25 protein-coding genes are annotated in these 26,810 nt (G+C 68.0%); 7 read left to right on the top strand and 18 right to left on the bottom strand.

Annotated features, from left to right (window positions below):
- Positions 1-43: 43 nt before the first annotated feature.
- The gene (locus ABIC90_RS11910) at positions 44-922 is read left to right on the top strand and encodes an IclR family transcriptional regulator (RefSeq protein ID WP_354354319.1); all 879 of its coding nucleotides are present in this window, start codon (positions 44-46) and stop codon (positions 920-922) included.
- 8 nt (positions 923-930) lie between these two features.
- Here ABIC90_RS11910 and ABIC90_RS11905 read toward each other — a convergent pair whose 3' ends face one another.
- Positions 931-1,386, bottom strand: coding sequence for a DUF4174 domain-containing protein (locus tag ABIC90_RS11905; protein ID WP_354354318.1), 456 nt, complete (start codon positions 1,384-1,386; stop codon positions 931-933).
- Positions 1,383-1,883: a hypothetical protein gene (locus ABIC90_RS11900; protein WP_354354317.1), complete on the bottom strand. Its 501-nt coding sequence runs from the start codon at positions 1,881-1,883 to the stop codon at positions 1,383-1,385. The genes ABIC90_RS11905 and ABIC90_RS11900 overlap by 4 nt, the downstream gene beginning before the upstream one ends.
- 199 nt (positions 1,884-2,082) lie before the next feature.
- On the opposite strand from ABIC90_RS11900, the gene amaB reads away from it, so the two are divergent.
- The 4 genes from amaB (at position 2,083) to ABIC90_RS11880 (ending at position 7,741) form a co-directional block, all read left to right on the top strand.
- Complete coding sequence (gene amaB / locus ABIC90_RS11895; RefSeq protein WP_354354316.1) at positions 2,083-3,621, top strand: L-piperidine-6-carboxylate dehydrogenase; 1,539 nt, start codon at positions 2,083-2,085, stop codon at positions 3,619-3,621.
- Positions 3,622-3,787: 166 nt separating this feature from the next.
- The gene (locus ABIC90_RS11890) at positions 3,788-4,696 is read left to right on the top strand and encodes an amino acid ABC transporter substrate-binding protein (RefSeq protein WP_354354315.1); all 909 of its coding nucleotides are present in this window, start codon (positions 3,788-3,790) and stop codon (positions 4,694-4,696) included.
- Positions 4,693-5,910: a pyridoxal phosphate-dependent aminotransferase gene (locus ABIC90_RS11885; RefSeq protein WP_354354314.1), complete on the top strand. Its 1,218-nt coding sequence runs from the start codon at positions 4,693-4,695 to the stop codon at positions 5,908-5,910. The genes ABIC90_RS11890 and ABIC90_RS11885 overlap by 4 nt, the downstream gene beginning before the upstream one ends.
- Positions 5,911-6,067: 157 nt before the next feature.
- Complete coding sequence (locus ABIC90_RS11880; protein WP_354354313.1) at positions 6,068-7,741, top strand: thiamine pyrophosphate-binding protein; 1,674 nt, start codon at positions 6,068-6,070, stop codon at positions 7,739-7,741.
- A gap of 3 nt (positions 7,742-7,744) precedes the next feature.
- Here ABIC90_RS11880 and ABIC90_RS11875 read toward each other — a convergent pair whose 3' ends face one another.
- Positions 7,745-8,047 carry a hypothetical protein gene (locus ABIC90_RS11875; protein WP_280810470.1) on the bottom strand — a complete coding sequence of 101 codons (303 nt, stop codon included), beginning with the start codon at positions 8,045-8,047 and terminating at the stop codon, positions 7,745-7,747.
- An 18-nt stretch (positions 8,048-8,065) separates the two neighbouring features.
- On the bottom strand, positions 8,066-9,301 hold the full coding sequence (locus tag ABIC90_RS11870; RefSeq protein WP_354354312.1) for an ammonium transporter: 1,236 nt from the start codon (positions 9,299-9,301) through the stop codon (positions 8,066-8,068).
- 631 nt (positions 9,302-9,932) lie between these two features.
- Between ABIC90_RS11870 and chrA the strand changes: the two genes are divergently transcribed.
- A complete protein-coding gene (gene chrA / locus ABIC90_RS11865; RefSeq protein ID WP_354354311.1) occupies positions 9,933-11,294 on the top strand; it encodes a chromate efflux transporter in 1,362 nt (453 codons plus the stop codon).
- A gap of 95 nt (positions 11,295-11,389) precedes the next feature.
- On the opposite strand, the gene ABIC90_RS11860 is transcribed toward chrA, so the two are convergent.
- The 3 genes from ABIC90_RS11860 to ABIC90_RS11850 all read right to left on the bottom strand — a co-directional run bounded on the left by ABIC90_RS11860 (position 11,390) and on the right by ABIC90_RS11850 (position 12,608).
- On the bottom strand, positions 11,390-11,806 hold the full coding sequence (locus tag ABIC90_RS11860; RefSeq protein WP_354354310.1) for an RNA recognition motif domain-containing protein: 417 nt from the start codon (positions 11,804-11,806) through the stop codon (positions 11,390-11,392).
- A gap of 182 nt (positions 11,807-11,988) precedes the next feature.
- Entirely contained in the window at positions 11,989-12,225 is a 237-nt protein-coding gene (locus ABIC90_RS11855; RefSeq protein ID WP_354354309.1) for a DUF3820 family protein, read from the bottom strand.
- 8 nt (positions 12,226-12,233) lie between these two features.
- Complete coding sequence (locus ABIC90_RS11850; protein ID WP_206176755.1) at positions 12,234-12,608, bottom strand: translation initiation factor Sui1; 375 nt, start codon at positions 12,606-12,608, stop codon at positions 12,234-12,236.
- Between the two features lie 51 nt (positions 12,609-12,659).
- On the opposite strand from ABIC90_RS11850, the gene ABIC90_RS11845 reads away from it, so the two are divergent.
- On the top strand, positions 12,660-13,931 hold the full coding sequence (locus ABIC90_RS11845; protein WP_354354308.1) for a DEAD/DEAH box helicase: 1,272 nt from the start codon (positions 12,660-12,662) through the stop codon (positions 13,929-13,931).
- Positions 13,932-13,940: 9 nt separating this feature from the next.
- Here ABIC90_RS11845 and ABIC90_RS11840 read toward each other — a convergent pair whose 3' ends face one another.
- The 11 genes from ABIC90_RS11840 to argE form a co-directional block, all read right to left on the bottom strand.
- Complete coding sequence (locus ABIC90_RS11840; RefSeq protein ID WP_354354307.1) at positions 13,941-14,243, bottom strand: Dabb family protein; 303 nt, start codon at positions 14,241-14,243, stop codon at positions 13,941-13,943.
- A 17-nt stretch (positions 14,244-14,260) separates the two neighbouring features.
- Entirely contained in the window at positions 14,261-14,566 is a 306-nt protein-coding gene (locus ABIC90_RS11835) for a YciI family protein (protein ID WP_354354306.1), read from the bottom strand.
- Positions 14,567-14,705: 139 nt separating this feature from the next.
- Positions 14,706-15,872, bottom strand: coding sequence for an acyl-CoA dehydrogenase family protein (locus ABIC90_RS11830; RefSeq protein ID WP_354354305.1), 1,167 nt, complete (start codon positions 15,870-15,872; stop codon positions 14,706-14,708).
- Between the two features lie 15 nt (positions 15,873-15,887).
- A complete protein-coding gene (locus ABIC90_RS11825) occupies positions 15,888-17,048 on the bottom strand; it encodes an acyl-CoA dehydrogenase family protein (RefSeq protein WP_354354304.1) in 1,161 nt (386 codons plus the stop codon).
- Positions 17,049-17,063: 15 nt separating this feature from the next.
- Positions 17,064-17,978, bottom strand: coding sequence for an SDR family oxidoreductase (locus ABIC90_RS11820; RefSeq protein ID WP_354354303.1), 915 nt, complete (start codon positions 17,976-17,978; stop codon positions 17,064-17,066).
- Positions 17,979-18,018: 40 nt separating this feature from the next.
- Positions 18,019-19,983 (bottom strand): acetyl-CoA carboxylase biotin carboxylase subunit, encoded by a 1,965-nt coding sequence (locus ABIC90_RS11815; RefSeq protein ID WP_354354302.1) that lies wholly within the window; start codon positions 19,981-19,983, stop codon positions 18,019-18,021.
- A complete protein-coding gene (locus ABIC90_RS11810) occupies positions 19,980-21,590 on the bottom strand; it encodes an acyl-CoA carboxylase subunit beta (RefSeq protein WP_354354301.1) in 1,611 nt (536 codons plus the stop codon). Before ABIC90_RS11810 ends, ABIC90_RS11815 begins: the two co-directional genes overlap by 4 nt.
- Before the next feature lie 73 nt (positions 21,591-21,663).
- On the bottom strand, positions 21,664-22,455 hold the full coding sequence (locus ABIC90_RS11805; RefSeq protein WP_354354300.1) for an MHYT domain-containing protein: 792 nt from the start codon (positions 22,453-22,455) through the stop codon (positions 21,664-21,666).
- Between the two features lie 117 nt (positions 22,456-22,572).
- Complete coding sequence (locus tag ABIC90_RS11800) at positions 22,573-24,261, bottom strand: hypothetical protein (protein ID WP_354354299.1); 1,689 nt, start codon at positions 24,259-24,261, stop codon at positions 22,573-22,575.
- 96 nt (positions 24,262-24,357) lie between these two features.
- The gene (locus ABIC90_RS11795; protein WP_354354298.1) at positions 24,358-25,620 is read right to left on the bottom strand and encodes a DUF445 domain-containing protein; all 1,263 of its coding nucleotides are present in this window, start codon (positions 25,618-25,620) and stop codon (positions 24,358-24,360) included.
- Entirely contained in the window at positions 25,613-26,779 is a 1,167-nt protein-coding gene (gene argE, locus ABIC90_RS11790) for an acetylornithine deacetylase (protein ID WP_354354297.1), read from the bottom strand. The genes ABIC90_RS11795 and argE overlap by 8 nt, the downstream gene beginning before the upstream one ends.
- Positions 26,780-26,810: the final 31 nt, after the last annotated feature.

Genomic DNA, 26,810 nt, shown 5'->3' with positions numbered 1-26,810 from the left:
GCGAGCCCTAGAATTGCCTCAGAAAATTCCACAGGAGCAAGGTATGCAGACCCCCTCGGAGACGCCTTCGGAGCAGCCCGCTGCCAGCGGCGGCGTGCCGCGCGTCTTTTCGGTGATCCGCGCGCTCGGCGCGGTGCAGGCCGAAGGCGGCCGCGTGACCCAGATCGCACGGTCCGTGGGCCTGACGCAAGCCACCACGCACCGTTTGCTGCAATCGCTGATGGCCGAGGGCATGGTCGAGCAGGACGAGCGCAGCAAGCTGTACCGGCTGAGCATCGATTTCTTCGCGCTTGCGGCGAGCGCCGGCAACCCCGGCGACCTGCGCTCCATATGCAGGCCGGTGCTGCTGCGGCTGTGCGCGAGCCTGGGAGACAGCATCTTCCTGTTGGCGCGCAGCGGTTTCGACGCCATCTGCCTGGACCGCAGCGAAGGGCCGTTTCCGATCCGCTCGTTCACCGGCGATATCGGCGGGCGCATCGCGCTGGGCGTGGGGCAGGGCGCGCTCGCCATCCTGGCGTTTCTGCCGGAGGCCGAGCGCGAGGAGGTGATCCGCTTCAATCTCTCTCGGGTGCGCGAGTACGGCGTGTACGACGAGGTCTATCTGCGCACCGAAATCGAGCGCGTGCGCCAGCAGGGCTATGCGGGGCGCAACACCGGGCTGCTCGAAGGCATGGCGGGCGTGGCGGTGCCGATCCTCGACCGCGAAGGGCGCGCGGTGGCTGCGCTGAGCGTGGGCACCATCGCCGACCGGCTCAATGCCGACCGCATGCCGACGGTGGTGGAGCTGCTCAAGAGAGAAGCGGCGGCCATCGGGCCGAAGATCAATCCCTTCGATGCGACCCTGCGGCGGCCGGCGCAGAGCCTGGCGGGGTCGCCGGCGGGGCAGAAGATTTCATTGCCCGAAGCGCCCGGACCGGGTTAGGCGCTGCCTCAGCGCTGGCGCATCGGCATCCGGTCGATCTCGGCGAACACCGCCTGCAGGTCGACGCCGGGGCCTTCGGTCATCTTGACGCCGCCGTCCTTGCCGACCAGCACGAAAGTCGGCGCGCCTGCTGCGTCCAGCTTCAGCGCACGAAGCAGGGCGCGGGTCTGCGCCGGGGGAAGGGGCTTGTCGTTGCGGCGGCCCTCGCCCGCGACCACGGTGTAGAGCACCATCTCGCGGTCGATGAAGGCCTCGCGCGTGGCGGTCTGGCGCAGGGCCGCTTCGACCTTTTGCAGCAGCGGATCGGCCACTGCCGGCACCACCACGACCACCGGCCGCGTTTTCCAGCGTTCGGCCACGAGCGGGTTGCTGTCGGCGGCCAGCGCGGGGAGCGGCACGGCGAGGCAAAGGGCTGCTGCTGCAGCAGCGGCAGCGGTGGCATGGAGCAATGGGCGTCTTGTCATTTGAGCTTCCTGTCTTCGCTTTTGGCTTCCGCCATCGCCTCGGGTTCCAGTTCTTCGGCAAAGCGGTTCAGGCGAATGAAGATGCCCCAGCCCGCCATCAGCAGGCCGACCGCACTCAGCATGGCGGCGGCGTACAGCAGGAGTTCGGGCGCCTCGCGCGCCTTGAAGGTTGCCACCAGCCCTTCGACCGCCACGGCCACCACGATGACCACCATGAAGCGCGAGAGGAACCTGCGCACGCGGGTCGGCGCGCCGATGTGCGCGTCGCGGATGACCTCTTCTTCGAGCACCGTCTGCGAAATCTGCAGCGCCACCACGCCGGCGGCCAGCAGGCCCATCGCTTCGATGATCGCCTCGGCCGCCGGAAGGTCGAGGCCATGCATCACCGCGCCCCATCCCGTGCGCGCCGCGATCACGACCAGCACGAGCGAGGCGATGGCGAATGCGAGCGCCATCAGCGCGTGGATCGCGGCGTAGAGGGAGTGGATGAGCTTCATGGCTTTGTCCGCGGGGTGGGGGTGCGGAATCTTCGGTGCGGACCTGCGGCTTGCGCGTAGGCGCGCAGCCCGACGCGCGGGGAGCGGACACCGAGTTCATTCCGCAAACGCATCAGGTCCTTCCAATTTTTCACTAGGCAATGGCGCGGGATTCGCACATATTGACCCGTCCCGTTTTTCCCCGCATGCCGGAGCGTCCATGTCAGAAGCCCAAGCCCCCCAGTCCCTTTCCGCCGATATCGAGCAACTGCTCCAGCGCCTGGGCGTGCCCAGCAGTGCCCACACCGGCGGCGAACTGACCGTGCGCTCGCCGGTCACCGGCGAGGTCGTCGCCCAGGTGCGGGAGACCACAGCCGTGGAAGCCACCGGCGCCATCGGCCGCGCGCACGAGGCCTTCAAGGCCTGGCGCAATGTGCCCGCCCCGCGCCGTGGCGAACTGGTGCGTTTGCTGGGCGAAGAGCTGCGCGCCGCCAAGCGCGACCTCGGACGCCTGGTCACGCTGGAGGCCGGCAAGATTCCGTCCGAAGGCGCGGGCGAGGTGCAGGAAATGATCGACATCTGCGATTTCGCGGTCGGCCTTTCGCGCCAGATCTACGGCCTGACGCTGGCCACCGAGCGCGCCGAGCACCGGATGATGGAAACCTGGCATCCGCTGGGCGTGTGCGGCGTGATCTCGGCCTTCAACTTTCCAGTGGCCGTGTGGTCCTGGAATGCGGCGCTCGCGCTGGTGTGCGGCGATTCGGTGGTGTGGAAGCCGTCCGAAAAAACACCGCTCACAGCGCTGGCCGTGCACGCCATCGCGCAGCGCGCCATCGAGCGTTTCGGCGATGCGCCCGAAGGCCTGCTCGGCTTGCTGCTCGGCCAGCGCGACATCGGCGAAGTGCTGGTGGACGACCACCGCGTATCGATCCTCTCGGCCACCGGTTCGACCGCGATGGGCCGGCAGGTCGCGCCCAAGCTGGCGGCGCGCTTCGCCCGCGCCATTCTTGAACTTGGCGGCAACAACGCCGCCATCGTCACGCCCTCGGCAGACCTGGACCTCACGCTGCGCGGCATCGCCTTCTCGGCCATGGGCACGGCCGGCCAGCGCTGCACCACGCTGCGGCGCCTGTTCGTGCACGACAGCGTGTACGACCAGCTGGTGCCCAAGCTCGCGAAGGTGTACGGCAACGTGCAGGTGGGCGATCCGCGCGAGGCCGGCACGCTGGTCGGTCCGCTGATCGACCGCGCGGCCTTCGACGGCATGCAGAAGGCCTTGGGCGAAAGCCGCGAGATCGGCGCGACGGTGCACGGCGGCGACCGCGTGGAAGGCATCGGCACGCAGGACGCCTACTACGTGCGCCCGGCGCTGGTGGAACTGAAGTCGCACGACGGCCCGGTGCTGCGCGAGACCTTCGCGCCCATCCTCTACGTGGTGCGCTACAGCACGCTCGACGAGGCCATCGAATGGCATAACGCGGTGGGCGCGGGGCTGTCATCGTCGATCTTCACGCTCAACGTGCGTGAGGCGGAGCGCTTCATGTCCAGCGCCGGATCTGACTGCGGCATCGCCAACGTCAACATCGGCCCGAGCGGCGCCGAAATCGGCGGCGCCTTCGGTGGCGAGAAGGAAACCGGCGGCGGGCGCGAAGCGGGCTCGGACAGCTGGAAGGCGTACATGCGGCGTGCGACCAACACCATCAACTACTCGACGGCGCTGCCTCTCGCTCAAGGCGTGACCTTCGACATCGGGGATTGAGGCTCGCCCCCAGGCTTCGCGCACTTCGTGTCGCTTCGCCAACCCCCTACCGGGGGCGCCATCTGCGGCCCGGCGAAGCCGGTTCCGCGATGTCCCACGAAAAGTCATGCCGTGCCGGCAGGGCGCGCCGCACCTTGCCAAAGAAAAACTACCAGGAGACAGAGAGATGAAGATGCAACTGAAGACCCTCGCCACCGCCGCGCTGCTCGCGCTCGCCTTCGGCACGACAGCCACCGCGCAGCAGGCCCCGACCGGCGGCACGCTCGACAAGATCAAGGCCAGCGGCAAGGCCGTGCTCGGCGTGCGCGAAGCCTCGCCGCCCATGGCCTACATGCTGGGCGCGGGCGACAAGTACGTGGGCTACCACGTCGAACTCTGCGAACGCGTGCTCAAGGACATCGCGCCCAACGCCAAGCTCGAATACATGGCCGTGACCGCGCAGAACACCATCCCGCTGGTGCAGAACGGCACGCTGGACATCGGCTGCGGCCCCACCACCAACAACACCGCGCGCCAGCAGCAGGTGGCCTTCGCGCTCACCACGTATGTGAGCGAAGTGCGCATGGCCACCAGGGTCGATTCGGGCATCACCACGCTGGACCAGCTCGCGGGCCGCAACGTGTCGGCATCGACCGGCACCACCGCCGTGCAGCTGCTGCGCAAGCGCGAGCGCGCACAGAACGTCTCGTACAACACCATGCTCGGCAAGGACCACCTGGAGAGCTTCCTGCTGATGGAGTCGGGCCGCGCCGATGCCTTCGTGCTCGACGACAACCTGCTCGCCGGGATCATCGCCAACTCGAAGAACCCGTCGGCCTACCGCATCGTGGGCGATGCGCTGGGCTCCGAGCCGATCGCACTGCTGTTCCGCAAGGACGACCCGGCCTTCAAGGCAGCGGTGGACGATTCGCTGCGCAAGCTGATGAAGAGCGGCGAGGTCGAGAAGATCTACACCAAGTGGTTCGTGGCCGCGATTCCGCCGAAGAACACCAGCCTCAACCTGCCGATGAGCCCCGCGCTCAAGCAGCTGTTTGTCGAACCCAACGACAAGCCACTGGAAGCCTACGCCAAGTGACAGGCGCAGCCGTGTTCTCGCCGGCGCAACGTGTGCGCGCCATCCACGTCTCGGAGATCCTGCGCATCACCGACCATGCACAGGCGCTCAAGCGCGCCGGCCGGCCGGTGATCGTGCTGGGCGCGGGCGAGCCCGACTTCGACACGCCAGAGAACATCCGGCATGCGGCCTCGCAGGCGATTGCGCGCGGCGACACGCGCTACACGGTGCTCGACGGCAGCCCGGCGATGAAGGCGGCGGTGCAGCTGAAGTTCAAGCGTGACAACGCGCTGGACTTCGCGCTCGACGAGATCAGCGTGAGCGCGGGCGCCAAGCAAGTCATCTTCAATGCGCTGATGGCGAGCCTGAACCCGGGCGACGAAGTGATATTGCCCGCGCCGTACTGGACCTCCTACGCGGACATCGTGCAGATCTGCGGCGGCGTGCCGGTGTCGGTGGCCTGCAGCGAGGAGAACGGCTTTCGGCTGAGTGCGGCGCAGTTGCAGGCGGCGATCACGCCGCGCACGCGCTGGCTCTTCCTGAATTCGCCGTCGAACCCGAGCGGCGCGGCCTACAGCGCCGCGCAACTGAAGCCGATCACCGATGTGTTGCTGGACCACCCGGGCGTCTGGCTGCTGGCGGACGACATCTACGAACACATCCTCTACGACGGCCTCGCGTTCGCGACGCCGGTGGCCGTCGAGCCGCGGCTGCGCGATCGCACGCTCACGGTGAACGGCGTGTCGAAGGCCTATGCGATGACCGGCTGGCGCGTGGGCTACGGCGCCGGGCCGCGCGCGCTGATCGCGGCGATGGCGGTGGTGCAGAGCCAGTCGACCTCGTGCCCTTCGTCGGTGAGCCAGGCCGCGGCGATCGAGGCGCTCACCGGGCCGCAGGACATCGTGGCCGAGCGCTGCGCATCGTTTCAACAGCGGCGCGACTTCGTCGTGGCCGCGCTCAACCGCACCCAAGGCCTGCACTGCCGCGTGCCCGAGGGCGCTTTCTACACATTCGCAAGCTGTGCGGGCGTGCTCGGCAAGCGCACCGCCGCCGGCGCGCTGCTGCAGACCGACAGCGACTTCTGCCGCTACCTGCTGCAGGACTTCGACGTGGCGGTGGTGCCGGGCAGCGTGTTCGGGCTGGCGCCGTATTTCCGCATTTCGTATGCGACGTCGATGGGGCAGCTGGAAGAGGCGTGTGCGCGGATCGAAGCGGCATGCGCGGCGCTCAAGTGAATTTGAATTGCACCCTCCCCCTCTGGGGGAGGGCAGGGGTGGGGGCAAGCGGCGTATCAATTGCCATCGGCGCATCCACCGCCGCTTGCCCCCATCCCAGCCTTCCCCCGGAAGGGGAAGGAGCAAAGACCAAGACCTTCATTGCATTGGACACAGCATGACTTCATCCCGCACCGGCGGCCAGATCCTGGTCGACCAGCTCATCACCCACGGCGTCAAGCAGCTCTTCTGCGTGCCCGGCGAAAGCTTCCTGGCCGTGCTCGACGCGCTGCACGATGCGTCCATCGACGTGACCGTGTGCCGGCAAGAGGGCGGCGCCACGATGATGGCCGAGGCGCAGGGCAAGCTCACCGGCAAGCCCGGCATCTGCTTCGTCACGCGCGGCCCCGGCGCCACCAACGCGGCGGCGGGCGTGCACATCGCGCACCAGGACTCGACGCCGCTGCTGCTGTTCGTCGGCCAGGTCGCGCGCGAGGCGCTCGGCCGCGAGGCCTTCCAGGAGCTGGACTACGGCGCCGTCTTCGGCACCATGGCCAAGTGGGTGGTGCAGATCGACGATGCGGCGCGCCTGCCTGAACTGGTGTCGCGCGCCTTCCATGTCGCCACCTCGGGCCGGCCCGGTCCGGTGGTGATCGCGCTGCCCGAAGACATGCTGACCGAAGCCGCGGTGGTGGCGGATGCACAGCCTTATGCGGTCACCGAAACCCATCCCGGTGCATCGCAGATCGCCGAGCTGCAGCAGCGCCTGTCGCAGGCACAGCGGCCCGTCGTCATCCTGGGTGGCAGCCGCTGGTCCGAAGCCGCGACACAGCAGTTCGCCGATTTCGCCGAGGGGTATGCGCTCCCGGTTTACTGCTCGTTCCGCCGCCAGATGCTGATGTCCGCCGATCACCCCTGCTATGCGGGCGACCTGGGCCTGGGCGCCAACCCGCGCATGCTCGAGCGCATCCGCAACGCGGACCTCGTGCTGCTGGCCGGCGGGCGTTTGTCGGAGGTGCCGTCGCAGGGCTACGAGCTGTTCGCGATCCCGCAGCCCAGGCAGGCGCTGGTGCATGTGCATGCCGATGCCGACGAGCTCGGCAAGCTCTACCGCCCGACGCAGGGCATCCACGCCACGCCGCAGGCTTTCGCCGAAGCGGTGGCCACGCTGCGCCCGGCTTCACCGCCTGTCTGGCAGGCCGAAACGAAGACCGCGCGCGAAGAATTCCTTCGCTGGAGCGACCCGGCGCCCATCCGCATTCCCGGCCCGCTGCAGATGGGCGAGGTCATGCAGCACCTGCGCGAGGTGCTCCCGGCCGACACCATCTTCTGCAACGGCGCGGGCAACTTCGCCACCTGGGTGCACCGCTTCTGGCCGTTCCGTGCGTTCGCAAGCCAGCTGGCCCCCACCAGCGGCTCGATGGGCTACGGCCTGCCGGCGGGCGTGGGCGCCAAGCGCCTGTGGCCCGGGCGCGAGGTGGTCGTGTTCGCGGGCGACGGCGATTTCATGATGCACGGCCAGGAGTTCGCGACCGCCGTGCAATACGGCTTGCCGATCCTCGTGGTGCTGCTGGACAACGCCATGTACGGCACGATCCGCATGCACCAGGAAAAGCACTACCCCGGCCGCATCAGCGCCACGCAGTTGAAGAACCCCGACTTCCGCGGCTACGCCGAGGTGTTCGGCGGCCACGGCGAGCGCGTGACGACAACCGAGGAGTTCAGCCCCGCGCTGGCGCGTGCGCGTGCCAGCGGCAAGCCCGCGATCCTGCATTGCCTGTTGGACCCCGAGGCGATCACGCCGGGCAGCACGCTGCAGTCGATCCGCAAGGCTGCGCTGGCGGCGGGTTGAGCGTCAACGCAATCCACCCACATAGCGAGGCGGCGGCGTAGGCGGATTCCCATCCGGCTGCCGCGCCGCCAGCCGCGCAGCGCGGGCCAGAGGCTCCATCGCCTGCTCGAGCCGTGTCGCCAGCTGGTCGAGCTCCTCGTCCTTGGTTTCTGCCGCATGCTCCCGTGTCATGCGCACGATCTCCGCGGCGTACTCGGCATTGGTGGCCATCCATTCGGTGTCCGTCACGCGCCCGTGCTTTCGCCGCAGCGCCACGTGAAGGCGGGCGGCGAGGGCGATGCGTTCGCTTTCGGACATGGATGGCATGGTGTCTCCCTCGGGTGGTCAGGCTCCCAGGCGTTCACGATGCTGAGCAAGATCGAGGCCCAGCTGTTCGCTCTCGGCATCGACACGCAATCCGACCAGCACATGCACCAGGAACAGCACGATCGCCGTGCCCGTCGCGCTGTAGATCGCCACGCTGCCCACCGCGATGGCCTGCGTCAGCACATTGCCGGCCGCGCCCGAGATGCGTGCATCGGCGAACACGCCCGTGAGCAGCGCGCCCACGATGCCGCCGATGCCGTGCACGCCGAACACGTCCAGCGAATCGTCCGCGCCGAGCATGTGCTTCAGGCCCGTCGCACCCCAATAGCAGGCCAGGCCCGCGATGGCGCCGATGGCGAGCGCCGAGAGAGGGGTGACGAAACCGGCGGCCGGCGTGATCGCCACCAGCCCGGCCACCAGGCCCGAGCAGAGTCCCAGCAACGAGGGGCTGCGCCGCACGATCCACTCGCCGATCATCCAGCTCATCGCGCCGGCGGCCGCTGCGATGTGCGTGACCAGCATCGCCAGCCCCGCGCGCCCGTCGGCGGCCACCGCCGAGCCCGCATTGAAGCCGAACCAGCCCACCCACAACAAGCCTGCGCCCATCATCGTCATCGCCAGGCTGTAGGGCTCGAAGGCCTCGCGCCCGTAGCCCTTGCGCGGCCCGAGCGCATAGGCGCACACCAGCCCCGCGATGCCCGCGTTGACGTGCACCACCGAGCCGCCCGCGAAGTCGAGCGCGCCCATCTGCGCGAGCCAGCCTCCCGGCTCCCACACCCAGTGCGCGACCGGCGCATACACCAGCACGCTCCACAGCAGCGCAAACCACAGCACCGCCGAGAAGCGCATGCGCTCCACGAACGCGCCGAGCACCAGCGCGGTGGTGATGATCGCGAAGCTGAGCTGGAACATCGCGTAGACGGACTCGGGCACGTTGGGCGCGACATGGCTCACCGCGATCTGCCCGGCCTCCTTGATGTATTCGAAGCCCGAGAACCAGAAGCGCCCGGTGCCGCCCAGCCACGGCCAGCCGGGTGTGAAGGCCAGCGAGTAGCCCACCGCGAACCAGGTGATCGAGACCACTGCTGCAATCGCCACCACGGCGGCCATGGTGGCCAGCACGTTCTTGCGCCGCACCATGCCGGCATAGAAGAGCGCGATGCCGGGCAGCGTCATGAGCAGCACCAGCGCAGTGGAGGTCATCATCCAGGCGGTGTCGGCCGCGTTGATGGAGGCTTGCGGAACCAGGGCCATGGCGGTGCGCTTCTTCGAGTTGTTGGGTAGCGCATCCAGTGCAGGAGTCGTGCCACATCGTTAACTATCAGAAACACTTTGGTTTGCGAACTGGCCGGATGAGGTAAGGCAAAGCGGGTAATTCCCAATGCACTGCTGCGGTGCAACACCTAAAGTCTGCGCACTCGCGAACGGGCACTGCTCGTGCTGCCGAGGGTCCGAGGAGACATTCCCCCAACAAGAAAAATGCTTCAAAGGCTCCGAAACGAGAGCCTGGTTCGAACTTGAAAGGCGCCGCTGGTCGGCGCCTTTTTTATGCTCGGAAGCAGCGTGCGCCGGGACAGTTTTTGAAGCGTGACATGGACGGTTCGAGCCCGGCCAGTCGCCACTCAGCGCTACTTTTTCAATAGCAAACTCCAGTGCGACAATTCCGGCGTGGAAATGCCGGTGGTCGCGCGTGGCTCGCTGCCCGCAGGTTTTGCCGAAGCGATCCTGGGTGGAAGCGGCCTCGTCCCGGTGCCTCCCTCAAGCGTGCGTCAACTTGGGGCGTGGGCGCGCTTTGTGCAGGCAGCGTCCATCGTGGCGGCGAGCGCGCTCGTTCTGAACTCCGCTTACAACGTGTTCCTGAGATAGCGACAAGAGAAAGTCTCCGATGCAGCCAGAGCCCGCCGTCCCGCCCGCCGCCCAACCCGCGCCCGTCAGCTTCTGGCAGGCCTTCGGCTATTGGCTCAAGCTGGGCTTCATCAGCTTCGGCGGGCCGGCCGGGCAGATCGCGCTGATGCACCAGGAACTGGTCGAGCGGCGGCGCTGGATCTCGGAAAAGCGCTTTCTGCACGCGCTCAACTACTGCATGCTGCTGCCCGGCCCCGAAGCCCAGCAGCTGGCCATCTACATCGGCTGGCTCATGCACCGCACCTGGGGCGGCATTGCGGCGGGAGCGCTCTTCGTGCTGCCCTCGCTCTTCGTCCTGATCGCGCTGTCGTGGATCTACATGGCCTGGGGGCAGGTGCCGGCGGTAGCGGGGCTGCTGTACGGCGTGAAGCCGGCGGTGACGGCCATCGTGCTGTTCGCCGCCTGGCGCATCGGCTCGCGGGTGCTGAAGAACGCCTGGCTCTGGGCGATTGCCGCAGCCGCGTTCGTGGCCATCTTTGCGCTCAAGCTGCCGTTTCCGCTGATCGTGCTCGCGGCGGCCGCCGTCGGCTATGTGGGGAGCCGCGTGGCACCGGGCTTATTTGCGGTCGGTGGCGGGCACGGCGCCGCGGCGGTGTCGTCAGGCCCCGCGCTCATCGACGACGACACGCCAACGCCAACGCCCGCGCACGCGCGCTTCGGCTGGGGGCAATTCGTGCGCGTGCTGGCGGTGTTCGTCGCGCTGTGGCTGCTGGCCATTGGCGGGCTGGCGGCACTTTACGGTTGGCACGGCGCGTTGACGCAGATGGCCTGGTTCTTCACCAAGGCGGCGCTCCTGACCTTCGGCGGGGCCTATGCGGTGCTGCCTTATGTGTTCCAGGGCGCGGTCGACCACTACGGCTGGCTCGACGCAACACAGATGATCGACGGGCTGGCGCTGGGCGAGACCACGCCCGGGCCGCTGATCATGGTGGTGTCGTTCGTGGGGTTCGTGGGCGGCTGGCGCGAGGCGCTGTTCGGCGCCGGCGCGCTGCCGCTGGCGGGCGCGACGGCGGCGGCGGTGGTGAGCTTCTTCACCTTCCTGCCGTCGTTCATGTTCATCTTTCTGGGCGCACCGTTCATCGAATCGACCCACGGCAACCTGAAGCTCACCGCGCCGCTGACCGCGATCACCGCTGCGGTGGTCGGCGTGATCGTCAACCTGGCGGCCTTCTTTGCCTGGCACGTGCTGTGGCCGGCGGGAGCGGGCGGGCGATTCGATGTGGCATCGGCGGCGATCGGGCTGGTCGCCGCCGTGGCGCTGTTCCGCTTCAAGGCCGGGGTGATCCCGGTGGTGCTGGGCTCGGCGCTGCTCGGGATGGGCTGGCAACTGGTTCTGCGCTGACGCGCCTGAGGAGCGGACGCAGAAACGAAAAAAGCTCCCGAAGGAGCTTTTTGTTCATTCAGAGAGCCGGGGCTCTCATGAGTGAGGGGTAGGGCTTAGTAGCCGCCGCGACCACCGCCGCCGCCGCCGCCGTAACCGCCGCCGCCACCGCTACGGCCGCCACCGCCGCCGCCGTAACCGCCGCCGCCGCCACCACCACCGTAGCCGCCACCACCGCCGCCGCCGTAGCCGCCACCACCACCGCCGGTGCGGGGGGGACGTGCTTCCATCGGACGTGCTTCGTTCACCGTCAGGGCACGGCCCTGGAGCGAATGGCCGTTCATGGCTTCGACAGCTGCGAGTGCTTCGGCATCCGAGCCCATTTCGACAAAGCCGAAGCCCTTCGAACGGCCGGTGTCACGTTCCATCATGACCTTGGCGCTGACGATCGAGCCGAACTCGCCGAAAGCCTGTTCCAGGTCGTTGTCACGCACGGAGTAGGCGAGGTTGCCTACGTAGAGTTTCTTGCCCATGGAGGGACTCCTAATTCAAACCAACAAAACAAAAGCGATGGAGTCCCAGAATCACAACAAACAAGTGCGCTGTGGCGCGAAACTGACCGATCACCGAATTACGTGCACGGGAGACAAAGCTCACAGACACGTGGGTGGAATTATCCACGCCAGTTTGTGAAAAAACGTGGATAAATCGTGTGTTATTGAGAAACATCTCGCCTCGATGGGCTGTTTCGCAACGGTTTGAGCAGGTCCGAGAGCCCGTTGTGGTCTATTTCATGCATCAAATGGAGCAGCCGGCCGATTTCTCCTGAGGGAAAACCCTCACGCGCAAACCAGGTCAGGTAATTTCCGGGCAAATCGGCGATCAGCGTGCCCTTGTGCTTGCCAAAAGGCATTTCCAGGCTCACGAGGCGCTGCAGGTCTTCGGGTTTCATGCGTTGCTTCAGCCTCCTGCGCGCTTGACGGTGTGGCCTTGCTTGACCAGCGCGGCGATCACCAGTTCGCGGTGGTCGCCCTGGATCTCGATGGTGCCGTCCTTCACCGTGCCGCCCGAGCCGCAAGCCGTTTTGAGCTGCTTGCCCACGGCTGCGAGCGCCGCGGCGTCCAGCGCAAGGCCCTTGACCACCGTCACGCCCTTGCCTTTGCGGCCCTTGGTCTCGTGCGATACACGCACAATGCCGTCCGTGGCCGGCGCGCGCGCCTTCAGTTCCTTGCAGCGGCACTGCGCCATCGGCGCGCGGCAATCGGGGCACATGCGGCCGCCCGCCTCGGTGGAGTACACCAGGGCGCTGGCCTGATTGCTTTTTGTCGTTGCCATTCGGTCCATCTCTCTATCTTCTTGTCCGGGTTTCTCTTTCTGTCTGTTCACATGCCATTCGACTCACTGGGGCTGGCCCCCGCGCTCGTGCAGGCTGCCGCCGAAAGCGGCTATACCGCGCCGACCGCCATCCAGGCCGCGGCCATCCCCGCAATTTTGCAGGGCCGCGACGTGCGGGGCTCGGCGCAGACCGGCTCCGGCAAGACCGCCGCATTTTCCCTGCCGCTGCTGCAGCGCCTGGCGGCCGAGCCCGCGCCGTCACCGCGCCGCGTGCGCGCGCTGGTGCTGGTGCCCACGCGCGAACTCGCCGCCCAGGTCGGCGAAACCATGCGGAGCCTCGCGCAGCATCTGCCCGAGCGCCTGAAGATCGCCATCGCCTTCGGCGGCGTCTCGATCAACCCGCAGATGATGAGCCTGCGCGGCGGCGCCGACATCGTGGTCGCCACGCCGGGCCGCCTGCTCGACCTGGTCGAGCACAACGCGCTCAAGCTGGGCGCGGTGACCATGCTGGTGCTCGACGAGGCCGACCGCCTGTTCGACCTGGGCTTTGCCGAAGAGCTCGGCCGCATCCTCGCGCTGCTGCCGGCGCAACGGCAGAACCTGCTCTTCTCCGCCACCTTTCCGCCCGCCATCCAGTCGCTGGCCGACGGCATGCTGCGCAACCCGGCGGTCATCGACGTGCAGGGCGAGCCCGGCACCGAGCCGAACATCGTGCAGCGCGTGATCGAGGTCGATGCGAACCGCCGCACCCAGCTCTTGCGCCATCTGCTCAAAGAGAACGAATGGGAGCGCGTGCTGGTGTTCGTCGCCACCCAGCATTCGGCACAGATCGTGGCCGAGAAGCTCTACAAGAACGGTGTGTACGCGGTGCCCTTCCACGGCGACATCGCGCAGGGCACGCGCACCGGCATCCTTGCGCAGTTCAAGGAGAGCCGGTGGGACGTGGTGATCGCCACCGACCTCGCGGCGCGCGGCATCGACATCGCGCAGCTGCCGGTGGTCATCAACTACGACCTGCCGCGCTCGCCCACCGACTACATCCACCGCATCGGCCGCACGGGCCGCGCGGGCGAAAGCGGCCTGGCGATCAGCTTCGTGAGCGCGGCGACCGAGGCGCATTTCCGCGTGATCGAAAAACGCCAGGGCCTGAGCCTGCCGCGCGAGCGCATCGAAGGCTTCGAGCCGACCGAGGTGGCGGTGCCGGTGGTCGATGCCTCGGGCACCGGCGGCATCAAGGGCGCGCGGCCGAGCAAGAAGGACAAGCTGCGCGCGGCCGCCGCGCTGGCTGCGGCGGAGCGGGGCGAACCCGAGCAGAACGACTGATCTGCCCCTTTAATCCGCCGCGTAGTCGACCTGGTGCCGCGCGATCCGCATGTCGCCCAGCTCTTCGCGCACGCGCAGATGCGCAGCGTGCGTGGCGTAGGCGTCGAGCGATGCCTGGCTGTCGAACTCGCTGTAGAGGACCACGTCGCAGGCATAGCCGATCCGGCTCGAATCGACACCCACTTCGAGGTGCAGAAGCCCGGGGATCTGGCCGCGCAGCGATTCGAATTTGCGCTTGAGCAGCGCCGCGGCTCGGGCTTTCTCTTCTTCCGAGTCGCCGCGCAGGGTCCACATCACGATGTGCTTGAACATGAATGGGGTGCGTCCGCTCACTCGGCGGGCGGAAAGCCCAACTTCTGCGGCCAGAGGTTCACGAAGGGCAGCAACGAGCTTGTCGCGTAGAGGCCGGCGCGCGTGAAGGGCTCGTCGGCCTGCCATTGCGCTGCGGCCTCGCGGCTCGCGAAGTCGATGGCCAGCAAGCTGCCGATCATGGTCTTGCCGTCGTCGGACAGCAGCGGCCCGGCGAAGGCCATGCGGTCGGCCACCTGGGCCAGGTAGGCCTTGTGCGCGGGGCGGATCGCATTGCGGAGCGCGGCGCAATCGGGCTTGTCGAGAAGATGGAAAACGAAGATCACGCGGGCTCCTGCCGGATGCGGATGAAGAGAGCCGGACGGCGGCTCCCGTGTGCGATCGATGGTAAGCAGGCCCCGCGCGAAAGGCCATGCCTTGCGCACCTTGTCGATGAAGAACAGTTTTCCGCTGGCGAAGAAGTGACTAGACCCAGCCGAGCTGCCGTGCCGCCAGCTCCTTCATGATCTCCTCGGCCCCGCCGCCGATCATCATCACCTTGACTTCGCGGTAGATGCGCTCGCTCACCGTGCCGCGCATGAAGCCCATGCCGCCGAGGATCTGCACCGCCTGGTCGGCGCAGAACTGCATGGTCTGCGTCGCGTGGTTCTTGAGCATGCAGACCTGCGCCACCCATTCGGGCGCATTGAAACGGCCCTCTGCTTCGTGCGCATCGCCTTCAGCGCACACGGCCTCCAGCCACGCCTCGGTGGAGGCGATGCGCATCTGCATGTCCACCAGCTTGTGGCGCACGACCTGATGCTCGACGAGCGCCGCGCCGAAGGTCTTGCGCTCGCGCGACCAGGCCAGCGCTTCGTCCAGGCACGCCTGTGCGAAGCCGAGCGCACCGGCGGCCAGGCCGATGCGCTCGCCGTTGAAGTTGCCCATGACCATGCGAAAGCCTTCACCTTCGTTCCCGAGCAGGTAGCGCGCCGGCACGCGCACGTTGTCGAAGTGCAGCGTCGCGGTGTCGGAGCACAGCCAGCCCATCTTCGAAAGGCGCGTACGCGAAAGGCCGGCCGCATCGCCGGGCACCAGCAGCATCGAGATGCCGCCCGCACCGCGTCCTTCGCCAGTGCGCACCGCCACCGTGATCCAGTCGGCGCGCATGCCCGAGGTGATGAAGGTCTTCTCGCCGTTCAGCACGTAGTGGTCGCCGTCGCGCCTTGCGGTCGTGCGCAGCGCCGCGACGTCGGAGCCGCCGCCGGGTTCGGTGATCGCGAGCGCCGCGATCTTCTCGCCGCGCAGCACGGCGGGCACGACTTCGTGGCGCACCTCGTCGCTCGCATGCAGCACCACCGGCGGCAGGCCGATGTTGTGCGAGAACAGGCTCGCGAGCACGCCGCCGCTCTTGCCGTGGCGCGCGAGTGCAATCCATGCGGGGAGCTTGAGCGAATAGGAAGCCGGTGTGCCGCCGAACGCTTCGGGATAGCCGAGGCCGAGCAGCCCGAGTTCCGCGGCGCGCGTGTAGAGCGCGCGCGGAAATTCGCCCGCGTCGTCCCAGGCTTCGACGTTCGGCGCGATCTCGCTCTCGGCAAAGCGCCGCACCGTGTCGGCGAGCGCCGCGCGATCGGCTTGCAGTTCGGCGTCCATGCGCTGCAAGCTTCTTCAGCCGCGCGGCGGCCGCTTGGCGATGCCCATCGTCTTCGCGAGGATGCCCAGCATCACTTCGTCCGCGCCGCCGCCGATCGAGCCCAGGCGCCCGTCGCGATACAGCCGCGCCACGCGGTTCTCCAGCGTGAACCCCATGCCGCCCCAGAACTGCAGGCAGGTGTCGGCCACCTGCCGCGTGAGCCGCCCCGTCTTGAGCTTGGCCATCGAGGCGAGTTCGAGCACGTCCTCGCCCTGCACATGCAGGTCGCAGGCGCGGTAGGTGAGGGCGCGCAGCGCTTCCACTTCGGTCTTCAGTTCGGCCAGCTTGAACTGCACCCACTGCTGGTCGGCCAGCGTGGCACCGAACATCTGCCGCTGCTGCGCCCATTCGATGGTCTGCGCGATGCAGTCTTCCATCGGTTCGAGCGAACTGGCGGCCGCCCAGAGGCGCTCTTCCTGGAACTGCTGCATCTGGTAGATGAAGCCCTGGCCTTCCTCGCCGATGCGAAAGCGTTGCGGCACGCGCACGTTGTCGAAATAGATGAGCCCGGTGTCGCTCGAATTCATGCCGATCTTGCGGATCTTCTTCGCCTTCTCGATGCCCGGAAGGTTCATCGGCACCATCACGAGCGACTTGTTGCGGTGCACCGGCCCATCGCCGGTGTTGACCAGCATGCACATCCAGTCGGCTTGCAGGCTGTTGGTGATCCACATCTTCTGGCCGCTGATGAGGTAGTCGTCGCCGTCCTTGCGTGCATGGCTCTTCAAGCCCGCCACATCGCTGCCCGCGCCGGGCTCGCTCACGCCGATGCAGCCGACCATGTCGCCCGCGATGGCGGGCGCAAGAAACTCGCGGCGCAGTTCGTCGCTGCCGAAGCGCGCGAGCGCGGGCGTGCACATGTCGGTCTGCACGCCGATGGCCATCGGCACGCCGCCGCAGCTGATGTGTCCCAGTGCCTCGGCCATGGCCATCGCATACGAGTAGTCGAGGCCGCCGCCGCCGAAGGCCTCGGGCTTGTTGAGACCCAGCATCCCGAGGTTGCCGAGCTTCTTGAAGACCTCGTGCGCGGGGAAGATCTCGGCCTCTTCCCATTCGTCGACGTGCGGGTTGATTTCCTCGTCGATGAAGCGGCGCAACGTGTTCTGGATCTCAAGGTGTTCGTGGGTGTACTGCATGTCGCTTGTCTCCGGTCAGTCGTTCGTTTCTTCGTTCTTCTGGAACACGCGCGGCGTCTGCGCCAGATGAAAGCCGTCGAAGGGCCGCACCGCGGCGCGTTGCTGCGCCGCTGCATCGGGCAGCGCCATCGGCCATCCCATGCGCACCTGCGGCCGCGCGCCGTCCACCCGCAGCACGCTGCCGCTGATGAAGCTCGCGGCGGGACTCAGCAGGAAGGCGATGGCGGCGGAGGTCTCGGCTTCGTTGCCGAAGCGGCCCGCGGGCACGGTCTTGCGCATGGCGCGCAGCATGTCGCCGGCTTCGGGCGGGTAGTGGTCCATGCCGCTGGATGCGATGTAGCCGGGCGCCACGGCATTCACGCGCACACCGTTCGCGGCCCATTCGAGCGCGGCCGTCTCGGTGAAGCTCACCATGCCCGCGCGCGCCGCGCCGCTGTGGCCCATGTTGGGCATCGAGCCCCACATGTCGGCCACGATGTTGACGATGGCGCCGCCATGGGCCTGCATGCTCTGCACGAAGCATTCGCGCGCGACGAGGAAGCCGCCCGTGAGGTTGGTGTGGATCACCGCCTCCCAGCCCTTGGCCGAGATGGCGGCGAGCGGGGTGATGTACTGGCCGCCCGCGTTGTTCACAAGGCCATCGATGCGGCCGTGTGCGGCGACGACTTCGGCGATCGCCGCGCGCACGGCTTCTTCCTGGCGGATGTCGAAGGCCTGCGTGCTGGCCTTGCCGCCCGCCGTGACGATCTCGGCCTGCACCTGTTGCAGCTTTTCGATGTTGCGGCCGACCAGCACCACCTGCGCGCCCAACGATGCGAGTTCGTGCGCCGTGCAGCGGCCGATGCCCGAGCCGCCGCCGGTCACGACGATCACCTGCCCGGCGAACAGGCCGGGCGAGAACACGGAGCGGTAGCGGGAGGGAGCGTTCATTCGAAAGGCTTTCTGGAAATCGAAAAGGCGGTCTGCCGCCTCAGGCGTCGGCAATTTCCGCCACCACATGGCGCGCGGCCACCTGTGCGCCCACTGCGACATGCAGCGCGGCAACACGACCGGCGCGCGGTGCGCAGTGCACATGTTCCATCTTCATCGCTTCGAGCGTGACGAGGGGCTGGCCGGCAGCGACCGTGTCTCCCTCGGCGGCCAGCAGCGCGATGACGCGGCCGTTCATCGAGGCGCGCAGCAGGCCGTCGCCGCCTGCGGCACCGGCACGGGGCACCGCCACATGGGTGAGATCGTGGAGTTCGAAGGCCCGGCCCCGGAAGTGAAACCACAGGTGGGCGGCGGACTTGCGCACCGACACGGCCTGCTCCGAAACACCGTGGCATGAGAAGCGCACAGCACCATCGCCGGACAGCGACAGCAGCTCGATCTGTTCGGGCTCACCAGCATCGAGTGCGACATCGAAACGACCCACGCCCTGCGGCGTCACACGCGCCGCATGCGCCTTGCCGTCGAGCGCGAAGCGCAGGTCGGTGGGCAGCCTGTGCGCGAGCGGCGAAGGCCAGCCGCGTTCGCCCAGTTGAAGCAGCAGCGCGGCCAGCCATGCGGCGTAGCCTTCCGTGACGGTGTCGGGTGCAAGCAGTGCATCGGCATGCGCGGCGATGAAGGCCGTCGTCGCGGCACCTTCGGCAAACACCGGGTGCGACAGCGCGCGCTGCAGAAGCTGCTGGTTGGTCGCGATGCCGAGCGCCACCGTGTCCTGCAGGCCTGCCATCAGGCGCTGCCTCGCTTCGTCGCGGGTGCGGCCGTGCGACACCAGCTTCGCGATCATCGAGTCGTAAAAAGCCGGCACTTCGGCGCCATCGCGCAACGCGTGCTCGGTGCGAAGGGTCGGCGAAGGCCGCCACGCGACGAGCGTTCCGCTCTGCGGCATGAAGCCTTGTTGCGGGTCTTCGGCGCACAGCCGCACTTCGATGGCATGGCCGCTGATAAGCACATCCTGTTGCGCAAGAGGCAGGGGCTCACCGGCTGCAACACGCAACTGCAGCTCGACCAGGTCCAGCCCCGTCACCGCCTCGGTTACCGGATGCTCCACCTGCAGCCGCGTGTTCATCTCCATGAACCAGTACTGGCCGTCGGCATCGAGCAGGAATTCGAGCGTGCCCGCGCCTTCGTACGCGATGGCTTTTGCCGCCGCAACGGCCGTCGCGCCCATGCGTTCGCGCAACTCGGCGGACACGGCCGGCGAAGGCGACTCCTCGATCACCTTCTGGTGCCGCCGCTGCACCGAGCAGTCGCGCTCGCCAAGGTGGATGGCGTTGCCGTGCCGGTCGGCGAACACCTGGATCTCGATGTGGCGCGGCGCGACTATGGCGCGTTCCAGGATCACGGTCGCATCGCCGAAGGCATGGAGCGCTTCGGACTGCGCGCTCTGCAGAAGCTCGGCAAAGACAGCGGCCGATGGCACGAGCCGCATGCCGCGCCCGCCGCCACCGGCCGTCGCCTTGATCATCACCGGCCAGCCGATGCGCGCGGCCTCGGCGGCGAGCGTGGCTGCGCTCTGGTCGTCGCCCTGGTAGCCCGGAATGCACGGCACGCCTGCAGCTTGCATCAGCCGCTTGGCACCAGCCTTGTCGCCCATCGCGCGAATGGCTTCGGGCGAGGGGCCGATGAAGACCAAGCCCGCATCGCGGCAGGCCTCTGCGAACGCCGCGTTCTCCGCGAGGAAGCCGTAGCCGGGATGCACGGCTTGCGCGCCGCTCGTGCGTGCGGCCTCGATGATCGCGGCGATGTTCAGGTAGCTCTGCGCGGGCAGCGATTCGCCGATCCACACGGCCTGGTCGGCTTGCCGCACATGCTCCGCATCGGCGTCGGCGCTCGAATACACGGCCACCGTGCGATAGCCCATGGCGCGCGCGGTGCGCATCACGCGTACCGCGATTTCGCCGCGGTTGGCGATGAGGATCTTGCTGAACGCGTGCATGCGGGTGTTCATGGCCGTGCCACCGAAAACTGCATCGCCTGCGGCACGCGCGCATCGGCATCGCGGCACACCGACAGCACCTCCGCCAGCACCGCGCGCGTGTCGCGCGGGTCGATCACGCCGTCGTCCAGCAGCAGCGCGCTGGTGGCGAACACGCTCATCTGCCGGTCGAAGCGCTCGACGATCTGCTGCTGCATCGCATCGATCTTCGCGGTGTCGACCGCGCCCTTGCGCGCCATGCCGGCCTCCATCACGATGGCCATGGTCTTCGCCGCCTGCTCGCCGCCCATCACCGCGGTGCGCGCGTTGGGCCACGAAAAGCAGAAGCGCGGCGCGAAGCCGCGGCCGCACATGCCGTAGTTGCCCGCGCCGTACGAGGCGCCGCAATGCAGCGTGATCTGCGGCACGGTCGCGCTGGTCACGGCCTGGATCATCTTGGCGCCGTGCTTGATGATGCCGGCCTCCTCGTGCGCGCGGCCCACCATGTAGCCGGTGATGTTCTGCAGGTAGACGATGGGCGTGCGCGACTGGCAGCAGGCCTGGATGAAGTGCGTGGCCTTGGTCGCGCCGTCGGAATCGATGGGGCCGTTGTTGGTGACGATGCCCACCGCATGGCCTTCGAGCCGGATGTGGCCGCAGACGGTGGCGCTGCCGTAGTGCGTACTGAACTCGAGGAACTCGGAGCCGTCGGCGATGCGCGCGATGACTTCGCGCATGTCCACCGGCCGGCGGCCGTCGCTGGGCATGATGCCGAGCAGGTCTTCGGCGTCGTAGCGCGGCGGTGTGAAGGGCCGCGGCGCTTCGTTGCGTGCCCAGTCGATGCCGCCGAGGATCGAGCGCGCGATGCGGATGGCGTCGCGGTCGTCTTCGGCCAGGTAGTCGCCCAGACCCGAGACGTGGGTGTGCATCACGGCGCCGCCCAGTTCCTCTTCGGTCGCGATCTCGCCGGTGGCCGCCTTCAGCAGCGGAGGCCCCGCAAGAAAGGCCCGCGTGCGGTCGCGCACCATCACGATGTAGTCCGACAGGCCCGTCTGGTAGGCGCCGCCTGCCGTCGAGGAGCCGTGCGTCACCGTCACCACCGGCAGCCCCGCGGCCGACAGGCGCGCAAGGTTGCGGAAGATGCTTCCGCCGCGCACGAAGTCCTGCACGCGGTACTGCATGAGGTTGGCACCGGCGCTTTCGACCAGCTGCACGTAGGGCAGCTTGTTCTCCAGCGCGATCTCCTGCACGCGCAGCTGCTTGTCCAGGCCCATGGGCTGCAGCGCGCCGGCGTCGATGCCCGAGTCGGAGGCGTTGACCATGCAGCGCACGCCCGAGACCTGGCCGATGCCCGACAGCAGCCCGCCGCCGGGCACGCTCCTGGACAGGTCGGGGTTGTCATGTCCCAGTCCCGCGAGCGAGGCCAGCGGCAGAAAAGGGGCGCCGGTGTCCAGCAGCAGCGCGAGCCGCTCGCGCGGCAGCAGCTGGCCGCGCCGGGCAAATCGCTCGGCCGACGCGCCCGATGCGGCTGCGGCGCGGGACTCGTGGGCGCGCACCTGATCGAGCAGCGCCAGCATGCCGGCGCGGTTGGCCTGGAAGGTCTCGCTGGCCGCTTGCAGCCTGGATTCGATGACGGGCATGGGGTCTGTGCAGATCGCTGGGTTTCGCTCCACACAGACTTTAGGGGGCAGGCTTTGCGCCCGCTTGCGCCAACTAGCTGGTGCGGGCGCGATGGCGCGCAGCGGTCGCCGTGGGTGCGGCGGGCGCGTCCAGGCTGCTGCCGGTGACCACCCAGTAGATGAAGATCAGCACCGCGCCGGCCGTGCCGAACACCGACAGGCCCATGTAGCTGCCGCCGATGGCGAGCGCGTCGGCCGGTGCCGCGGCCGTGCAGATCATGCTGGCGGCGCTCATGCCCACGTAGTGCATGGTGCACACTGCCACGCCCATCACCACGGCGGCCGCGATCTGGTGGCTCAGCTTGCGCAGGTTGAACGCCAGCCACAGCGCGGCCGCAGCGGCCGTGACCGCGATCAGCACCGACAGCGCGACGGTGCCCAGGTCGAATTCCATCTCGGCGCGCATGTTCATCGCGAACATGCCCATGTAGTGCATCACGCAGACGCCCAGCCCCGCCAGCAGGCTGCCGGCCAGCCAGCCCGCTTTGCTGAACTTGCGCCGGCCGCCGGCCAGATAGAGCGCGATGCCGGAAATCAGGATGGCCGCCACCAGCGACACGATCGTCAGCGGCAGGTTGTACGCAATGGCCACGGGCAGCCGGTAGGCCAGCATGCCGATGAAGTGCATGGACCAGATGCCGATGCCGCCCAGCGCGACGGCGGCGCAGGCCACGACGGCCAGGTTGGGTTTGCCGTCCGCGCCGACCATGCGGCCCGCGCAGATCAATGCCACCAACGATCCCGCGAACGAGATCAGGAACGAAAGTGCTACCAGCCCCATGGAGTACTCGGGCGACAGCAACTGGCCTACGACGAGGGGAGTCATGCGGTTTTCCCTTTCGGAAAGAGAACGCCCGCAGCCTCGACAACCGGATGTGATCGGGGCGCCGCGCGGCGTCCCAGCCAGTTTGTAATATTTGTTTTTAAAAGTAAATCAAATTTTCTACTTATCGTTACGCAAGATTACGGGGCGAATTCGATATATCGCATTGTTGCGGTCCGCGGACATGTAGACCATGCCGTCGCGGCCTACGGCCACCCCGGTGACCACATAAGGTGGCGGTAGTCCGGGGCCGGCTGCGAGGCCGATGGGCAGGTTCTCGGCGACGGTGCGGCGGGTGCCGGTGGCCGCATCGATCTCCACCAGCCGCCGCGCTGCGCTCTCGGCCACGATGAAGCTGCCCCAAGGCGTTTGCGCCAGCCCTTCGGGCAGGGCGAGGCCCTCGGCGATGGTGCGCAGCGGCGCGCTGGCGTCCAGCGGAATGCGCAGCAGCTTGCCGGCCGCCTCGGTGACGTAGAGCGCGCCGTCCTGGCCGACGATCATCTGCACCGGGCCGTTCAGGCCGCTGGCGAGCACCAACTTGTCTGCAAACTTCGGCCCGCTGGCGCGCGTGATGCTGCCGGTGGCGATCTCGGCGTAGATCACGCTGCCGTCGGGCATGGGAATGGCGTCGAAGGGCGCCTTCAGGCCGTGGATGGTGTCGACGGTTTTCAGCGTCTGTCGGTCGACCAGCTGGACCGTGCCGGTGAACCACGAGGTCAGCGCGAAGAGCCTGGGCGACAGGCCGACCGCGAACGGGTAGTCCAGCTCGGGCTCGCGCTGCATGCGGAACACGTCGCGCACCTCGCCAGTGCGCACGTCGACCTGGCGGAAGCCGAAGACGTCGGCCACCCACAGGTCGTTGCCGTCGATCTTCATGCCGGCCGGCACCGCCAGCTTGCCGCTGGTGAGCGTGCGCAGCTCGCCGGTGGCGGGGTTGAAGGCCTGCACCTCGTTGTTGGCCATGTTCGAGACGTAGATCGTGCCGTCGGGCGCGATGGCCAGGTTGTCCAGCGAAGGCCGCAGCTGTTTCGCGACGGTCTTCTTGCCGGTGGCGAGTTCCACCCGCACCAGTTCGCCGCTGCGCGCATCGACCACCCACAGGTTGCCCTTGCCGTCCAGGTTGGCGGCGGCCGGGATCTTGAAACCCTCGGCGATCACGCGCAGGTCGCCGTTTGCCGGGTCGATCTTCACGACCTGGCCCTTGAACCACAGCGGCCCGTAGAGCATGCCGTCGGGCCCGACCTCGAAGCCGTTGAAGCCGCCCATGTCCTTCTTGATGAGCCGTGGCGGCTTCTGGCCGGCGCGGTCGATTTCCCATAGCGCATCGCCCAGGAACACCTGCGAGGCGTAGAGCTTGCCGCTCTTGCCGTCGAAGGCGAGCGAGTTGAGGCCGGGCAGGTCCTTGGCGAGCACGCGCAGCGGCGCGGTGTCGCTCTCGCGGTAGCGCAGCATGCCCATGAGGTAGTTGGTCCAGGCCAGCTCGCCCTGCGGGCCGACCGCGATGTCGTCGGCCTGGCCCTCGGGTGCATCGATCAGCACCTTGGCCGCGCCGGTGTTGCGGTCGACCTCCCACAGCGTGTTGCCCAGCACCGAGCCCGCGAGCAGCCGGCCCTTCTGGTCGATGGCCAGGCCGTGCACGCCCGAGAACGAAGAAGGCGCGACCAGCACCTCGGGCGCCGCCCACGAAGCAGGCCGGGTGACGACCGCCGCCGGCGGTGGCGCGACGAAGGTGCTGCAGGCGCCCAGCAGGAAGAGCGGGGCGAGCAAAGGGGCGATCAGCGAGACGGCGCGGAACGGGCGACGGGGCATGTCTTCTCCTTCTTGTGAATGCCCGAGCAGTCTAGGAGGAAGGAGGGGTTCAGGCGCGGTCCCGCGCGCGACAGGCGGACTTTCGCGCGCCGCGGCTCACCCGCGCAGCAGCTGCGTCACGGTGTGGATCAACAGGCCCACCAGCCCGCCCACCAGCGTGCCGTTGATGCGAATGAACTGCAGGTCGCGCCCGATGTGGCGCTCCAGCTCCACCGTCATCTCTTCGGCATTCCATTCGCCGACCCGCTCCTCGATGTAGCGGCGGATGTCCTCGCGGTAGCGCTCGATGGCCAGCGGCGCGGCGGCCTCGATCTGCTCGTTGATCCAGCGGCGGATGGCTTCGTCGGCCTGCAGCCGTGTGCCCAGTGCGCCGGCCATCGACGCGATGCGCTGGCGGATTGTCGAATCGCCGCGGCCCAGGTCGTCCTGCAGCCACGCGAGCAGTTCGCCCCACAGGCCGTGCAGGTAGTCGCCGAGCGCGGGGTGCGCCATCAGCTCGGCGCGGATCTGCTCGCCGCGCTGCTGGAACTCGGGGTCCAGCTTCAGGCGCACCACGAAGTCGTCGACGAAATGGTCGAAGCGCTTGCGCATCGGGTGCTCGGGCTCGGCCGCGAGCTCGCCGATGGTGCGCGCCACGGCCGCCACGATCTTGCGCGTGGCGAGCTTGGCCGCGACCTGGTCCAGGCCCACGTAGCGCAGCGTCTTGATCTCGCGCGCAATCGCCTCGGTGATGTGGGCCTGCATCTCGTCGCCTTCGAGGAGGCCCGCCACCTGCTGCAGCACGTCGTCCAGCAACGCCTGATGGCGGCCGCCGGCCGTGAGCGCGTCCAGGGCCTGGCCGGTGAGGCGCGAAAGGTCGATCTTTTCCAGGCCCGCCGCCGCGGCGCGGCCCATGAAGGCGCGCACCCGCTCGTCGTCGAAGGCGGTGAGCCCGTAGCGCGTGGCGGCCACGCCCCATTCGCCCAGCTTCTCGCCGCTCGCGGGCCGGGCCAGCCAGTCGGCGATGCGGCCGGCGGTGTCGAAATCGCGCAGCTTGGCGAGCACCTGCGTGGTGCTCAGGAAGTTGTTGCAGATGAAGCCCGCGAGCTTGGCGCCGATGCGGTCCTTGTTGCTCGGGATGATCGCGGTGTGCGGAATCGGCAGGCCCAGCGGATGGCGGAACAGCGCGACCACCGCGAACCAGTCGGCAATGGCGCCGACCATCGCGGCCTCCGCAAACGCTGCCACATAACCCCAGGCCGGATGCTGCGCATGCAGCACGCTCGCCACCGCATAGAGCAGCGCCGCCGCGCACAGCAGGCCGAGCGCGACGCGCTTCATGCGCCGCAGCGCATCGCTGCCGTCGTCTTCTTCAGCCAATGGTGTGCGAAGTGGCCAGGCGCTCCATGAACAGCTCGCAGCGTGCCAGCTGCTCCAGGCTCACGAACTCGTCGGGCTGGTGCGCCTGCTCGATGCTGCCGGGTCCGCACACCACCGTGGGGATGCCGGCGTTCTTGAACAGGCCCGCTTCGGTGCCGAAGGCCACCAGCGTGGTGCGGTCCTCGCCCGCCAGGCGCTGTGCGAGCAGCGTGACCGGGTCGCTGGCCGCGCCGAGGAAGCTCGGGATCTCGCAGATCGTTTCGAACTTGAAGCCCGCATCGGGCGCCACCTTCTTCATCGCGGGCTCGATGCTCGCGGCGTAGGCCAGCACGTCGGACTGCATGCGCCTGGCGTCGGCCGTGGGCAGATCGCGGAATTCATAGCGGAACTCGGCATCGCGCGGCACCACGTTGTCGGCGATGCCGCCGTGGAACTGGCCCACGCTCGCGGTGCTGAAGGGCACGTCGAAGCCTTCGTAGCGGGGCTCGCTGCGCTCGAAGTCCTCGGCCATGTCGCGCACCTTGCCGATCACGCGCGCGGCCATCTCGATGGCGTTGACCGACCTGGGCGTGAGCGACGAATGCGCCTCCTTGCCGCGCACGCAGCACTTGTAGCGATACACGCCCTTGTGCGCGATGGCGGGCACCATGCTGGTGGGTTCGCCCACGATGCAGGCGAGCGGCTTGATGCCGGCATCGCGCATGTCGGCGATCAGTTCCTTCACGCCGAAGCAGCCGATTTCTTCTTCATAGCTGAAGGCGAAATGCACCGCGAAGGGCGAGTCGCTTTCGAGAAAGCGCTTGGCGTTGGCCAGCGCGATCGCGATGAAGCTCTTCATGTCGGCCGAGCCGCGGCCGTAGAGGCGCTCGTTCTGCACCACGGCCGAGAGCGGGTCGACGCTCCAGTCCTGGCCGTCCCAGGGCACCGTATCGGTGTGGCCCGACATGATCACCCCGGCCGGCTTGCCCTCGCCCAGCGTGGCGAACAGGTTCGCCTTGGCGCGCTCGGCGTTGTAGGTGATGCGGCTCTTCACGCCCAGGGCGGCGAGGTGGCTCTGCGCGAGGTCGATCAGCTGGAGATTGCTGTTCGCGCTGATGGTGTTCATGCGCACCAGCGACTGGGCCAGCGCGAGGCTTTGGGGGGAAAGCGTGTGGGGCATGCAACAGATTGTCCAAGAAGTCGATGCCCCG

The sequence above is a fragment of the Variovorax boronicumulans genome, assembly GCF_040544675.1.
Taxonomy (GTDB): domain Bacteria; phylum Pseudomonadota; class Gammaproteobacteria; order Burkholderiales; family Burkholderiaceae_C; genus Variovorax; species Variovorax boronicumulans_D.
The sequence above is the reverse complement of the archived record's forward strand: the minus strand, read 5'-3'. Positions and strand labels throughout refer to the sequence as shown.

Coding starts and splice junctions, on each gene's coding strand:
- ABIC90_RS11825 (WP_354354304.1), bottom strand. CDS start 17,048: ATGCAGTACACCCACGAACACCTTGAGATCCAGAACACGTTGCGCCGC.
- ABIC90_RS11820 (WP_354354303.1), bottom strand. CDS start 17,978: ATGAACGCTCCCTCCCGCTACCGCTCCGTGTTCTCGCCCGGCCTGTTC.
- ABIC90_RS11875 (WP_280810470.1), bottom strand. CDS start 8,047: ATGCCATCCATGTCCGAAAGCGAACGCATCGCCCTCGCCGCCCGCCTT.
- ABIC90_RS11815 (WP_354354302.1), bottom strand. CDS start 19,983: ATGAACACCCGCATGCACGCGTTCAGCAAGATCCTCATCGCCAACCGC.
- ABIC90_RS11845 (WP_354354308.1), top strand. CDS start 12,660: ATGCCATTCGACTCACTGGGGCTGGCCCCCGCGCTCGTGCAGGCTGCC.
- argE (WP_354354297.1), bottom strand. CDS start 26,779: ATGCCCCACACGCTTTCCCCCCAAAGCCTCGCGCTGGCCCAGTCGCTG.
- ABIC90_RS11900 (WP_354354317.1), bottom strand. CDS start 1,883: ATGAAGCTCATCCACTCCCTCTACGCCGCGATCCACGCGCTGATGGCG.
- ABIC90_RS11805 (WP_354354300.1), bottom strand. CDS start 22,455: ATGACTCCCCTCGTCGTAGGCCAGTTGCTGTCGCCCGAGTACTCCATG.
- ABIC90_RS11830 (WP_354354305.1), bottom strand. CDS start 15,872: ATGGACGCCGAACTGCAAGCCGATCGCGCGGCGCTCGCCGACACGGTG.
- ABIC90_RS11850 (WP_206176755.1), bottom strand. CDS start 12,608: ATGGCAACGACAAAAAGCAATCAGGCCAGCGCCCTGGTGTACTCCACC.
- ABIC90_RS11855 (WP_354354309.1), bottom strand. CDS start 12,225: ATGAAACCCGAAGACCTGCAGCGCCTCGTGAGCCTGGAAATGCCTTTT.
- ABIC90_RS11910 (WP_354354319.1), top strand. CDS start 44: ATGCAGACCCCCTCGGAGACGCCTTCGGAGCAGCCCGCTGCCAGCGGC.
- ABIC90_RS11890 (WP_354354315.1), top strand. CDS start 3,788: ATGAAGATGCAACTGAAGACCCTCGCCACCGCCGCGCTGCTCGCGCTC.
- amaB (WP_354354316.1), top strand. CDS start 2,083: ATGTCAGAAGCCCAAGCCCCCCAGTCCCTTTCCGCCGATATCGAGCAA.
- ABIC90_RS11840 (WP_354354307.1), bottom strand. CDS start 14,243: ATGTTCAAGCACATCGTGATGTGGACCCTGCGCGGCGACTCGGAAGAA.
- ABIC90_RS11860 (WP_354354310.1), bottom strand. CDS start 11,806: ATGGGCAAGAAACTCTACGTAGGCAACCTCGCCTACTCCGTGCGTGAC.
- ABIC90_RS11870 (WP_354354312.1), bottom strand. CDS start 9,301: ATGGCCCTGGTTCCGCAAGCCTCCATCAACGCGGCCGACACCGCCTGG.
- ABIC90_RS11880 (WP_354354313.1), top strand. CDS start 6,068: ATGACTTCATCCCGCACCGGCGGCCAGATCCTGGTCGACCAGCTCATC.
- ABIC90_RS11800 (WP_354354299.1), bottom strand. CDS start 24,261: ATGCCCCGTCGCCCGTTCCGCGCCGTCTCGCTGATCGCCCCTTTGCTC.
- chrA (WP_354354311.1), top strand. CDS start 9,933: ATGCAGCCAGAGCCCGCCGTCCCGCCCGCCGCCCAACCCGCGCCCGTC.
- ABIC90_RS11905 (WP_354354318.1), bottom strand. CDS start 1,386: ATGACAAGACGCCCATTGCTCCATGCCACCGCTGCCGCTGCTGCAGCA.
- ABIC90_RS11810 (WP_354354301.1), bottom strand. CDS start 21,590: ATGCCCGTCATCGAATCCAGGCTGCAAGCGGCCAGCGAGACCTTCCAG.